Below are 12,048 nucleotides of genomic sequence, written 5' to 3'. Positions count from 1 at the left end.
ACAGCTTTGGAACCATCGGTGAGAGATTAATATAAAGTGCCTTTTGTCAATCAGTTAAAATTTTAAGCTTTAGGAAAATTAGCCTCTACTTCGGTTGGAGTAATCCTGCAAAAGCCAAGTTAGCTCGTTGATTAAAGAATCGAGCGTGTCTTTAGACCTGAGAGTGTCAACTGCTTTCTATACCAATTAGACAGCCAGGGAATTACCCTTAAACAACCACAAAATTGTTGTTGCTTAATGACAACCCAGCAGATAATCCTGCAAATTGTACCTGAGTAAATGCGCTTGCACTACCATCCTGGTCAAAGAACAATGCACCTGTAGTGGAATTATAAATAAATCGCTGGGTGCTAGTGGTTGCAGATTCTCCAAGTGTAAACTGACTTGTCTTAAGTACACCTGCTGATAAACCGCCACCAAAACCAGCAGCTGACACCTGAATTAGTTCATTAATGGCACCGAAGTCACCTATCAGATCGAGACCTTCATTGAAACTATTGAAAACAAAGGTATCAGTACCACCTTCTCCATAGAGCCAATCATTACCGTTGCCACCTTTGAGGGTATCATTACCATTGCCACCTTTGAGGGTGTTATTACCATTGGCATCAGAGGCTATCAGGGAATCATTACCATCACCCCCATCTAATATGTTGGCCCTTGAACCCTTGTTAACATCCAATGTATCGTCACCAACACCACCGTTGAGGGTGTTATGACCTGAGGTATAAAGGGCAAAGAGAAAATCATTACCATCACCCCCATCTAATAGATTATTACCACTGTCATTATCGGCTATCAGGGAATCATTACCATCGCCCCCATCTAATATGTTTATGCTGGCAATTGAACCGTAAACATTCAATGTATCGTCACCAACACCACCGTTGAGGGTGTTATTACCTAAGGAGGAATAGGCAGAGAGGGCAGAGAGAAAATCATTACCATCGCCCCCATCTAATAGATTATTACCAGTGGCACCAGAGGCTATCAGGGAATCATTACCATCGCCCCCATCTAATAGATTATTGCCTGTTGAACCGTCAACATTCAATGTATCGTTACCAACACCACCGTTAAGGGTGTTATCACCAGATACGCTATTCTCAACAGAATTTCCCAATTCGTCGTAAATGTAACTCAAGGCCTGTAAAGAATCATTGCCATTGCCTCCATTGAGAAGGTTATCCCCTGTTGAAAGACTAATATCCAAGAAATCTTCACCAGCGCCGCCATCTATTGTATCGTTACCATTGCCTGAGCGGAGCGTATCATTACCATTGCTTCCCACAAGATAATCATCGTAGTCTGTACCTGTGATATTTAATTGTTCGATATTCTTGTAGCTAAACACTGTTGTGTCCGCCGTCGTAGAAATTACTCCAATGTTATTAGTAGGATTGAAAGTCGAAGTAATTCCCGTGGTAGCACTGCTATAACTGAAAGACAAGGTGTCGTTACCTGTTCCCCCATCTACTGTTTGAGTCACCAACGTAGATAGGGAGTAGAAATTTAACGAATCATCGCCATTCCCACCATTGAGGGTGTTATTGCCGGTGCCACCATTGAGAGTATCATTGCCATCGCCACCGTTGAGAGTATTATTGCCATCCCCACCCCTCAAAATGTCATTACCACTTAAGCCTTCAATAATGTCATCACCCCCTTGACCATTGATGACATCATTTGAATTATCAAATCCACTAACATTGTTGGATAGGTCGTTTAGGAAGGTGACTGTGTTTTTTCTAAACACAGTGCTTTGGGTGGAGTTGGCATCGAAGACATCAAAGCTGTCGGTGATGGTAGTTTGCCCATAAAACAGAATATTGCCCAAATCTACGGTGGCTCCAGTGGATTTGGTGAGGTTATCCAGGTTTTCCAGGGCAAAGTTTTCCAGGATGAATCTGGTATTACCATACCCTTGAAAGCTGATTTCCAAACTTGTGCCATTCTGGGTGAGAAGCAAATTCTTGGCTGTGAAGCCACTATTGTCCTGGAATATCAGAGTATCCACTTCGGCTATGACTGCTGCTGTGGGATTTCTTCCTGTACCTACTCCAGTAAAATCGGCGATCGTATGAGTGCCAGTATTAATAGTGTCGGTGATTGTGCCACTATTAGTCGTGTCGTTGCTTAAGCCTTTGTAAACAAATTTATCCTTACCACCGCCGCCTGTGAGGCTATCCTTACCACCACCGCCTGTGAGGCTATCATCGCCATTACCACCATTGAGGGTGTTATTACCAGTGGCACCAGACGCTGTTAGAGTATCATTGCCATCGCCCCCAGAGAGGAAGTTATTGCCAGATGAGCGAGAGCTGAAGTAGGAATCACCATATTGGTCAACAAAGCCAGAGATGTCTAGAAAATCATTGCCATCGCCTCCAAAAAGCAGGTTATCACCTGATGAACCACTAGCACTCAAGATATCATCACCAGCACCACCGTTGAGGGTGTTATCGCCATCTGAGCGAGAGTTAGACGATGAGTACTCCCAACTATATACATACCCAGAGATGGAGACAGAATCATTGCCATCGCCCCCATCTAAGAGGTTATCGCCTAATGAACCGCTAGCATTTAAAGTATCATCACCAGCACCACCGTTGAGGGTATTGTTGCCTAAAGAGCGATCGTCGTAGTCTGGTATGTAGGTGTTGTAGTAGTCTGCGCCAGAGGTGGAGAAAAAATCATTGCCATCGCCACCATTAAGCAGATTATTGCTTGAGGGGGAGTCAGCATACAAAGTATCGTTACCAACACCACCGTTGAGGGTATTATTGCCCGCACCACCCCTCAATATGTCATTGCCACTTAAACCTTCAATAATGTCATTACCTCCCTGACCATTGATGACATCATTTGAATTGTCAAAGCCACTAACATTGTTGTCGAGTTCGTTTAAGAATGTAACTGTGTTTTTTCTAAACACAGTGCTTTGGGTGGAGTTAGCATTGAAGACATCAAAACTGTCGGTGATGCTAGTTTGCCCATAAAACAGAATATTGCCCAAATCTACGGTGGCTCCAGTGGATTTGCTGAGGTTATCCAGGTTTTCCAGGGCAAAGTTTTCCAGGATGAATTTGTAATCACCAAACCCTTGAAAGCTGATTTCCAAACTTGTGTCATTCTGGGTGAGGAGCAAGTTTTGGGCAGTGAAGCCACTATAGTTCTGGAAACTTAGGGTATCCACTTCGGCAATGACTGCTGCTGTTGGGTTTGTTCCTTTACCTACTCCACCGAAATCGGTGATCGTATTAATGTAGTTTGAGTCGCCGTCAAAAAATATTATATCGTTGCCACCGCCACCAGTTAGGGTGTCGAAGTTATCGTAGTAATCGGAAGCGCCCTGTAGGGTATCGTTACCGTTGGTTCCAATGATAATTGCCATAAGTTTTTCCTACCTGAATCGATTTTTGGAGTAACTGTAGTTGTCAATAATCGAGTTAGTGCTGTTTGATGGCACAAATAATGTGCCAAAAGTTGAAGTTTTCGGAATACTTTATTCACTCTTTAGATGAGTCGCAAATTGTTCATTAAAGATTTCCTCTTTAATTCGCTTGCAAACATTACTTATCCCAGTATTGAGGACTATCTAAGTCTTAAGCACTGTACAAAATTTAGTTGGTTTGTCAACGCATAAGTCTTACTAGCTACTTTCAAAATAGGAAACACTTGAGACAGCATAAAACAGGAAATCTTTATGCATTCGTTGTCGGCGTAGCTTGCCGCCGTAGGCATCGCCCTTGAATTTCTATCTGGAAAATAGGAAACATCAAAATAATCCAGCAATAAGGAAATATCAAATATTTACTTAGATGTCTATCTTTTCAAAAAATCTTTGCATAGTCTTCATATTCGTAATCGTTTAAGCGGGGGTAGGAGAGCAATGCCTACGGCGGCAAGCTAGGCAAACAATGGTAATCAAATATGCGATCGCGCAAATTGAGACTAGAGTACATTTGTATTACAGGCTGGAACCCCTATTAAATGGTTCATCTTTTTTCTATAGCGTTTCCTAATCATATTAGGTACATCATATTCCCCTCTCGAAGAGCGGGGAGGGGGTTGGGGGTGGGGTTCTTGTATCTCACTCAAGCGAGAACCGCTATAACTCAATTTAAAATGGGCGAACCGGGAGTCATTAATGAGTGGTTGAACTCCGTAAAACTTACTTGTTTAACGAACCGCAAAGGAAGAAATAGGTATTCTGGCGGTGCGATCGCAGTAGATCATAGACTAGCGATCGCCGAAGCAACTAGCTGAGAAACAAAGGGTAAAATTGCCTGACTCTTAGCCTGGGCTTTACCTTCAGTAAATACCACTAAGAGATAAGGGCGCTGATTTGGTATCTCAATATACGCAGCATCATGGCGAACTTGACTTGTCCAACCTGCCTTTGACCAAATTTGAGCATTTTCAGTCAGTCCACCACCTAAAAAACCTGTTACCTGATTTTCTTCGGTATCAGTAGGTAAATCGTTGAGATTGCGTTTGAGCAAAGCCATCATTGCTTGCGATCGCGCACTTGAAACCGCCACTCCACCTACAATACTATGCAGTAACCTAGCGATCGCATTTGTTGTCAGCATATTGCGATTTTCCAGTAACTCGCCCACAAACGCCCGCTCCCGTCCGTATGGCCCATCACCCCAAGTTTTTTGACAGACGTTAATCGTCTCCATTTCTTCCCAACCTAAAGTTTGGTAATAGCGGTTAACAATATTACGCTGATATTTCCAGGTTTCAAAAGGCCCGATTGGTAATTCTGCCCCTGATGTGGTACCACTCAGGATATCCACAATCAAGCTAGTAGCATCATTGCTGGAATCTACAATCATATCTCGCAAGGCTCGCTCCAACTCCTTGGAAGTTTGACTCATGCCTTTTTCTAGCCATTCGTTGACCGCCACCAGATAAAATAGTTTGACTACACTGGCGGGATAAATCCGCTCCACACCGCGATAAGTGAAACCACGAACTGGGTGATCCCAAAAAGCCTTGGGAGTCAGCGCACCACCAGTATTTACTCGCACTGGTGGATCGTAAACAACCCAAGTCAGGGCAATTTGATTACGGGCTAAGGTCGGAAATTTTGCCCAAGTTGCATCTAAAATGCCATTACCAAGATTTTCGAGTTGTTCGTCTTTATTAAAAAAAATCATTCTCTAATAATGTCCTTTAATCTAAAATCCCAAATCCCAAATCCCCAATCACGGGAGTATCAATGTTTAGCTGACCTGAATTTATATGATTCTCCTGAATGTACACGTTTAGCAACTCAAGCCGCATCTGGGCGACATTTATGGGTAACATCAAATCATCAAAATTCAGTGGTTGAGGTGTATTTGTGTGAAGATGACTATCCGGGATGGCTATCCCTTTCAGATTTTGATTCATTACAATTTGCTACTGTACCTTATCAGGCTGCAACATTTTCTGAATCTGAGATTAAAAAACTCCTAGCAGAGGTTATTGCCTTTACCCAAAAAGCGATGCAACAATCAAATTATTACCTTTGGGGCGGTACAGTTGGGCCAAATTATGACTGTTCTGGGTTGATGCAGGCGGCGTTTGCTTCGGTGGGTATTTGGCTACCCAGAGATGCCTATCAACAGGAAGGATTCACTCAACCAATTACTATTGCAGAATTAGTAGCCGGGGATCTAGTATTTTTTGGAACTAACCAAAAAGCCACCCATGTCGGACTTTATTTGGCGGATGGTTATTACATCCATAGTTCTGGGAAAGAACAGGGACGCGATGGGATTGGGATTGATATTCTCTCGGAACAGGGAGATGCGGTTAGTCAGTCGTACTATCAGCAGCTGCGAGGTGCTGGTAGAGTTATCAAGGGTTACGAACCACAGAGACGCTGAGGACGCTGAGGCTTATGAGGAGTGGGAAGGTTTATCAAGGGGTAATTGAGGAAAATGGGGTGATTTCCGTAATTGTCCCAGATGTTTCGGTGGTGGTGCCGATACATAACGAGGTGGAAAGTTTGCCACTTTTACTAGAAGCGATCGCATCTATTTTATCCTCAAGTCAGATAAATTATGAAATCATTTGTGTGGATGATGGTTCTACAGATGGTTCTGGGGAATTTCTCAAAGCACAGGCGCAAATCCGCACTGATTTAAAGGCGGTGATTTTGCGTCGCAACTACGGACAAACTGCGGCGATGGCTGCTGGATTTTATTATGCAGTCGGTAAAGCGATCGTTACTTTAGATGCTGACCTCCAGAATGATCCGGCTGATATCCCCATGTTATTAGCAAAGCTGGACGAGGGTTACGATTTGGTGAGTGGTTGGCGGCAAAAACGCCAAGATGGTGCCGTAAATCGGTTACTACCTTCCAAAATTGCCAATTGGCTAATTCGCCATACCACTAGCGTGAATATTCATGACTATGGCTGTTCGCTGAAAGCCTATCGTGCAGAACTGTTGGCAGATATGAATCTCTACGGAGAATTACACCGATTTTTACCTGCCCTGGCATACATTGAAGGAGCTAGAATTACCGAAATGCCCGTGCGTCATCACGCCCGTCGCTTTGGTAGCAGTAAATATGGGATTTGGCGGACATTCCGGGTGTTGATGGATTTGTTAACCATTCTGTTTATGAAAAAATTCCTCACCCGCCCGATGCACGTTTTTGGGCTGTTAGGCTTGATTTCAATGGTTTCAGGGACAGCGATCGGAATTTACTTAACTTTCGTCAAATTGGCTTTAGGTGAAATGATTGGCAATCGCCCTTTGCTGATTTTAGCAGTTCTTCTGCTAGTCACTGGAGTACAGTTGTTTTGCTTCGGTCTTTTAGCAGAATTGCTCATGCGTACATACCATGAATCCCAAGGACGGCCTATCTATCGCGTGCGAGAGGTGGTAGCAAAAAGGGTTAAGTAAAGTAACAATGGGCATTGGGCATTGGGCATGGGGCATGGGGCATTGGGCATTGGGCATGGGGCATGGGGCATGGGGCATGGGGCATGGGGCATGAGTAAACAGTCAAGAGTAAATATTGGTTTACTCTTGACTCCTAACTCCTAATACCATTTCTTTGTGAGGCTGCGCCAAACCCTTTTAACTTCTTTCTTTCTTTCTTTCTTTCTTTCTTTCTTTCTTTGTGTCCTTTGCGTCCTTTGCGTCCTTTGCGATTCGTTTTTCTTTCTTGTACTTAAATATGCTTTAGCGCATCTTCATACAGAATTGGTATCAGGGTGTTTGCTGGTAAGGCAAGCGATCGCTTTGGTCGTGGTTTATTTATCACCTTTGGTATTTTCTGCTACGTTTGTAGCGTTAATACTGCTATGGCAGGCTGATAGCGCGATCGTGTTCTTACTGGCTACGATCGCTGAAGGTGCTGGTGGTGGTACACTAATCTCGATGATGATCACGATGATGACAGACCGCTCACTGCCACAAGAACGGGGGCAAATTTTTGCTATATGTGTAGCTGGACTTGACCTGGGGATTGCGATCGCTGCTCCTATTCTGGGTACCATATCAGAACTTGTAGGCTACCGCAATATGTTTGGCTACGGTGCTGCGATCGCTTCTGTTGCACTTGTCATCTTCCTCACCCAGTCGAGCAAAGACCTATCCAACTCCCTGCGCTTTGCACTAGGTCTAGCTCCAGATGTCTACGCCTTGAACAATTTAAAAGTTAGGAGTGAGGAACTTTAATTCTTCACTCCTAACTTTCAACTCTTAACTTTCAAAAACGGGCGAGGAGGGATTCGAACCCCCGACACCGTGGTCCGTAGCCACGTGCTCTAGTCCACTGAGCTACACGCCCTCACCGACAATCAATATTAACACGTTCTAACCAAATGACGCAAGATAATTTTCCATCTCATTTTGCCAACTTAACCCATCTAGATTACCAAGGACAGGCACAGATGGTAGATGTGTCTGACAAAGCACCCACTATCCGCCAAGCAGTAGCCGAGGCCAATGTGCGGATGCTGCCAGCCACCTTCGCTGCCATTCAAGCCGGAAATGTGCCAAAAGGAGATGTGTTGGCAACTGCAAGATTGGCAGGAATTATGGCAGCCAAGCAAACAGCCACTTTAATTCCCCTGTGTCATCCCTCGCCTTTGCAAAAAATCGCAGTCGAGATTATACCCAATCCGCAACTACCTGGTTATCAAATTCAAGCCACAGTCAAAACCAAAGCTGAAACTGGGGTAGAGATGGAAGCCTTAACCGCCGTTTCTGTGGCTGCCCTGACTTTATACGATATGGCAAAAGCCTTAGAAAAGTCGATTCAAATTGAGTCAATTCGTTTAATAAGTAAGAGTGGCGGGAAATCAGCAGATTATTCGTCGCCAGAGCAATAACAATTCAAAATTAAAGACTCCTCATCTCCCTCATCTCCCTCATCTCCCTCATCCCCACTCCCCGATGACTGGTTATAGGAGTCTAATAGCAACCGCTACCCCAAAAACCTTAGAATGAATAGGGTGTATTTAAATCTGTAACAAATATTTATGCCTCCTCGTTGGCCTCGCAAACCCGATCGCAAAGACCCAGATTACCGCAAGATCGATGACCGGATGAATTTTGCCGTGCATATAGCGATCGCTGCTACCATAAATTCTGGCTTGTGGTTTTTCCACATCTTAAAAGGCACTACCTGGGAGTGGCTACCGTGGGTCACTGCAAGTTGGATAGTAATAGTGTTGGTGCATCTAATTTATATTGGTGCGATCGCTAACTACACCGAAACTCCACCCAAATCCACCTGAAGACGGATTGCTGATGCTGGGGCGATTGTAACCTGTGGTAGTAGAATCAGCCTGTTAATTGAGCGATAATGTAAAAAAGACTGAGATTTCGCACTCTTTCTGAATGTAGCGTTATTTTTATGGCTAAGACTAACACCACAGAACTACTGGAAGCCCTAGCAGCTGAAATTGGCGAAAACGTCTATATAGACGTTGCCAAATGGCATCTTTATTTATCTAATGCCAAGCTGCATACCCTTGTTGCCGAGCAACTGTATCCCTTAATTACTTCCAACGCTGTAAATGAAGACCGAGTTTTAGAAGTCTTGGGATCAATTCCAATAAAAATTGGCGGCGGTAGAAGTGAACTTCCTTTGATCGATTTACTGCCACTGCAATGTCAGGTGACTTTAGTAGATATTTTAGAAAAATATCAACGCGAAATCTAATCGCCAAAACCAAGATTATTTGAATTAAACAATTTTCTTCCTCAGCATTCCCTGATTCAATTTTGAATTTGAGATACTGAATTGAGGATGAATTTACAGTGTCAATTTTATAAAAGTAAAAACCACAGATACACATAGATGAATCTTGTACAATTTATGTATGCATATCTGGTAAAAATGTCCTTTAACAATTAAGGAATCTCATCCTGATGAATCGGTTGAGATGGGAGTGAGTTTATCTTGAGACTTACTTTCAACTTTCATGCAAACTTATTGAGGCAATTTAGATGCTTTTACAAGTCAAAGATAGTGGCGAATTGGTAAAAATTGTTGAAATTCAGGAATTACTTGACCCGAATACTAATGTTGTTCACGCAAAAGACCAAGAAGGTCAAGAAGAACAGCAACCTGAGACTTTTAAAAAAGAAAATCTTGTTTTTCCTTCAGGTGAAGTTCTACCACGCTGTTGGTTAGATGCCGACTATAGACACGACAACGCTTAATTAACTCATCCCCCGGCTTGAAGCCGAGGGGAAATCGAAGTCATTAGTCATTGGTACTAATGACTAAATCGGCGGGCAGCTATTCCTCCCACCCCTCTTGTTGGGATGGGATTCCCGCCGATTTTCGTTGATTTTAAAATCAGGTAATTGGGAATGGAAGTAAACTGATTATGCATTATCAATTTACCTAACAAGAGTAGGGGCGTACATCTGTCTGCCCCTACTACTATGTGCCAGTTGATGATACTTCTTGTTCTGTTACCGTCGCCGTTTTATTCTGCTGAAACTTCGGGAAAAATGCCTTAGCAATCCAGTCAGTCAAGATATGAGACAGTAATCCTAAAGGCCCAGCAAATAAACACAAAGCTAGGGAGTGAACTGTCAAAATACCTGTTTTCTGCCCTTCCCAATAAATCCAACGACCGACGAATAAATCCATCACTAAAAAATGAATCCAACCTGTTGCAGCAGCTGTTTCATCTGCAAAAAATCGCGCAATATCAGCTAATTGGGGATTCGATAAAGCTTTGGCATTTTCTGGCGTAATGCTGTTGATAAACAAATACAAATACGCCACACACCATCCGCACGTTTTACCAATCTTACCCGTTTTATTTGGTTTATTTGGTAGAAATGCAGGTCACGAGTACCTTTGAGTTTTAGTTTTCCAATCCCCTTTTTGTCGCTAAAAGTTATGGTTTTACGATTATCCGCAAGCTTCCATCCTGACGTTTTGTATTCAACAGAACGACAATCTTTCTGGAACTGGGGAAAACCTTTCTTACCAGGAATACCCTTGTTACAGTTTTCATAAAACCGAGAAATAGAAGACCATGCTCGTTCAGCAGAGGCTTGACGAGCCATTGAATTGAGTTCGTTAGCAAATGGAAAGTTAGCCGCAAGTACAGCACAATATTTCTGCAAATCGTTTTTACCTATATCCTTAATGTCCATCCATAGCCGAATACAGCTATTGCGAACAAACTTTGCAGTCCTAATTGCGTCATCTATTGCTGCGAACTGGGCTGATTTCCCATAAGCTTTAAACTCAAAAACAAGCATCTTTCTTACCTCCTATCTTATACTGCCATAGTTGGCGTAAAAAACGGTCACGAAAGATTCAATGCCTTTATTACCGCACGAGTCGCTTGTATCTCAACACGCTTTGTGACTGAGCTTTACGCTTACCGACTAGCTTGTAAATTTATCCTAATTAATTTGGGCGAAGCTGCACTTCCTGCCGCTCCGCTAACACCTCTTTACAATCAAAAATATTTACAGCCTGAATTGCTGCAAATGACTACGGGGATTATAAGTACGTATAGCCCGGATTTTTTCATAATATTCCCGCTCTTGTTGGCTGAGGTCTTTTGGTGGAACGATCGCCACCTTCACCAACTGATCGCCGCGTCCACCTTTGCCTACAGGCCAACCTTTGCCACGTAAACGCAGGGATTGACCAGAACGCACTCCCGCAGGCAGCTTCACATTAACTGAACCATCAGGTGTGGGTACATCAATAGACGCTCCCAAAGTAGCTTCATCTGGTGTGATTGCCACTTCGCAAACCAGATTATCGCCTTCCATTTGGAAGAACGAGTGGGGCTGAAGTTCGACTTTTAAGTATAAATCCCCTCGTTGTTGAGTCATCGGGTTAATTTGACCTTTACCTCGCACGCGTAGGCGAGTACCAGTTCTAGCCCCAGATGGGATGCGGACATCTATTGTTTCGTTACCTAAACTGAAGCGCTTTTGCACACCATTAAATGCTTCAGCAAAAGTTAGAGCGATCGCAGCTTCACTATCTTGGGTATTAGCCGCACCTGCATCTTGAAACGCAAAATCGTTAAAGCCGTTAAAACCACTTGGCGCACCTGTAGAAGTGCTGTAAGAGTAACTTTGTCGCCCACCACGAGGGCTAGCACCACCAAAACGTCCTAGCAACTCATTGATGAACTCATCAAAATTACCGTATTGGCTGAAGTCAAAGTTACCCATGTCGGGACCAACGCCGCCGGATGGAAAACCTTCACCAGCTTGTTTCCAATATTGACCAAATTGGTCGTATTTTTTGCGTTTATCTGCATCTGAGATCACTTCGTAAGCTTCGCTAACTTCTTTGAAGCGTGCCTCTGCCTGTTTGTTGTTTGGATTAACATCAGGGTGATATTTGCGGGCTAGTTTCCGAAAGGCTTGTTTAATTTCCTCTGGAGTGGCAGTCTTACTAACTCCCAAAATAGCGTAATAGTCTTTGAAGTCGGTTGCAGCCATCTACCAGCCTCCTATAGAAATTCCCGTTATGTTTTTTTAAGATCAGAGATTTGTGGTTTGGCAGGTATAGTGCCAAGCAAAAGAATCTGATT

At 43.4% G+C, this 12,048-nt stretch carries 11 protein-coding genes, 1 tRNA gene and 2 pseudogenes; 8 read left to right on the top strand and 6 right to left on the bottom strand.

What is annotated here, in order from left to right; all coding sequences use genetic code 11:
• Positions 1–208 precede the first annotated feature (208 nt).
• On the bottom strand, positions 209–3,394 hold the full coding sequence (locus V7L05_RS02430) for a beta strand repeat-containing protein (RefSeq protein WP_335161468.1): 3,186 nt from the start codon (positions 3,392–3,394) through the stop codon (positions 209–211).
• A gap of 683 nt (positions 3,395–4,077) precedes the next feature.
• Here V7L05_RS02430 and V7L05_RS02425 point away from each other — a divergent pair.
• Entirely contained in the window at positions 4,078–4,269 is a 192-nt protein-coding gene (locus V7L05_RS02425; RefSeq protein WP_335161466.1) for a hypothetical protein, read from the top strand.
• On the opposite strand, the gene V7L05_RS02420 is transcribed toward V7L05_RS02425, so the two are convergent.
• Positions 4,236–5,168 (bottom strand): serine hydrolase, encoded by a 933-nt coding sequence (locus V7L05_RS02420; RefSeq protein ID WP_335161464.1) that lies wholly within the window; start codon positions 5,166–5,168, stop codon positions 4,236–4,238. The genes V7L05_RS02425 and V7L05_RS02420 overlap by 34 nt on opposite strands.
• A gap of 9 nt (positions 5,169–5,177) precedes the next feature.
• Between V7L05_RS02420 and V7L05_RS02415 the strand changes: the two genes are divergently transcribed.
• The 3 genes and pseudogenes from V7L05_RS02415 to V7L05_RS02405 all read left to right on the top strand — a co-directional run.
• The gene (locus V7L05_RS02415) at positions 5,178–5,882 is read left to right on the top strand and encodes a C40 family peptidase (RefSeq protein WP_335161461.1); all 705 of its coding nucleotides are present in this window, start codon (positions 5,178–5,180) and stop codon (positions 5,880–5,882) included.
• Positions 5,883–5,896: 14 nt separating this feature from the next.
• The gene (locus V7L05_RS02410; protein ID WP_335161459.1) at positions 5,897–6,910 is read left to right on the top strand and encodes a glycosyltransferase family 2 protein; all 1,014 of its coding nucleotides are present in this window, start codon (positions 5,897–5,899) and stop codon (positions 6,908–6,910) included.
• A 308-nt stretch (positions 6,911–7,218) separates the two neighbouring features.
• Positions 7,219–7,690, top strand: a pseudogene (locus V7L05_RS02405) (MFS transporter); the annotation flags it as partial.
• Positions 7,691–7,728: 38 nt separating this feature from the next.
• Here the strand turns inward: V7L05_RS02405 and V7L05_RS02400 are convergent.
• Positions 7,729–7,802 (bottom strand) — tRNA-Arg (locus V7L05_RS02400).
• 34 nt (positions 7,803–7,836) lie between these two features.
• On the opposite strand from V7L05_RS02400, the gene moaC reads away from it, so the two are divergent.
• The 4 genes from moaC (at position 7,837) to V7L05_RS02380 (ending at position 9,685) form a co-directional block, all read left to right on the top strand.
• Positions 7,837–8,346: a cyclic pyranopterin monophosphate synthase MoaC gene (moaC, locus tag V7L05_RS02395; RefSeq protein WP_335161457.1), complete on the top strand. Its 510-nt coding sequence runs from the start codon at positions 7,837–7,839 to the stop codon at positions 8,344–8,346.
• A gap of 150 nt (positions 8,347–8,496) precedes the next feature.
• Entirely contained in the window at positions 8,497–8,754 is a 258-nt protein-coding gene (locus V7L05_RS02390; protein ID WP_335161455.1) for a hypothetical protein, read from the top strand.
• Positions 8,755–8,873: 119 nt separating this feature from the next.
• On the top strand, positions 8,874–9,182 hold the full coding sequence (locus V7L05_RS02385; protein WP_334951036.1) for a DUF3181 family protein: 309 nt from the start codon (positions 8,874–8,876) through the stop codon (positions 9,180–9,182).
• A gap of 287 nt (positions 9,183–9,469) precedes the next feature.
• A complete protein-coding gene (locus tag V7L05_RS02380) occupies positions 9,470–9,685 on the top strand; it encodes an acetyltransferase (RefSeq protein WP_334951034.1) in 216 nt (71 codons plus the stop codon).
• A gap of 226 nt (positions 9,686–9,911) precedes the next feature.
• On the opposite strand, the gene V7L05_RS02375 is transcribed toward V7L05_RS02380, so the two are convergent.
• The 3 genes and pseudogenes from V7L05_RS02375 to V7L05_RS02365 form a co-directional block, all read right to left on the bottom strand.
• On the bottom strand, positions 9,912–10,286 hold the full coding sequence (locus V7L05_RS02375) for an ABA4-like family protein (RefSeq protein WP_335161830.1): 375 nt from the start codon (positions 10,284–10,286) through the stop codon (positions 9,912–9,914).
• Positions 10,259–10,747: pseudogene (locus tag V7L05_RS02370) on the bottom strand (RNA-guided endonuclease TnpB family protein); the annotation flags it as partial. The pseudogene V7L05_RS02370 and the gene V7L05_RS02375, both read right to left, overlap by 28 nt.
• A gap of 213 nt (positions 10,748–10,960) precedes the next feature.
• A complete protein-coding gene (locus V7L05_RS02365) occupies positions 10,961–11,956 on the bottom strand; it encodes a DnaJ C-terminal domain-containing protein (RefSeq protein WP_335161452.1) in 996 nt (331 codons plus the stop codon).
• Positions 11,957–12,048: the final 92 nt, after the last annotated feature.

This window comes from Nostoc sp. (genome assembly GCF_036917755.1).
GTDB lineage: Bacteria > Cyanobacteriota > Cyanobacteriia > Cyanobacteriales > Nostocaceae > Nostoc.
This window is presented reverse-complemented; position numbering and strand designations above follow the sequence as displayed.

Excerpts from the sequence above, each read along its gene's own strand:
- V7L05_RS02430 (WP_335161468.1), bottom strand. The coding sequence starts at position 3,394 with ATGGCAATTATCATTGGAACCAACGGTAACGATACCCTACAGGGCGCT.
- V7L05_RS02420 (WP_335161464.1), bottom strand. The coding sequence starts at position 5,168 with ATGATTTTTTTTAATAAAGACGAACAACTCGAAAATCTTGGTAATGGC.
- V7L05_RS02415 (WP_335161461.1), top strand. The coding sequence starts at position 5,178 with ATGTCCTTTAATCTAAAATCCCAAATCCCAAATCCCCAATCACGGGAG.
- V7L05_RS02410 (WP_335161459.1), top strand. The coding sequence starts at position 5,897 with ATGAGGAGTGGGAAGGTTTATCAAGGGGTAATTGAGGAAAATGGGGTG.
- moaC (WP_335161457.1), top strand. The coding sequence starts at position 7,837 with ATGACGCAAGATAATTTTCCATCTCATTTTGCCAACTTAACCCATCTA.
- V7L05_RS02390 (WP_335161455.1), top strand. The coding sequence starts at position 8,497 with ATGCCTCCTCGTTGGCCTCGCAAACCCGATCGCAAAGACCCAGATTAC.
- V7L05_RS02385 (WP_334951036.1), top strand. The coding sequence starts at position 8,874 with ATGGCTAAGACTAACACCACAGAACTACTGGAAGCCCTAGCAGCTGAA.
- V7L05_RS02380 (WP_334951034.1), top strand. The coding sequence starts at position 9,470 with ATGCTTTTACAAGTCAAAGATAGTGGCGAATTGGTAAAAATTGTTGAA.
- V7L05_RS02365 (WP_335161452.1), bottom strand. The coding sequence starts at position 11,956 with ATGGCTGCAACCGACTTCAAAGACTATTACGCTATTTTGGGAGTTAGT.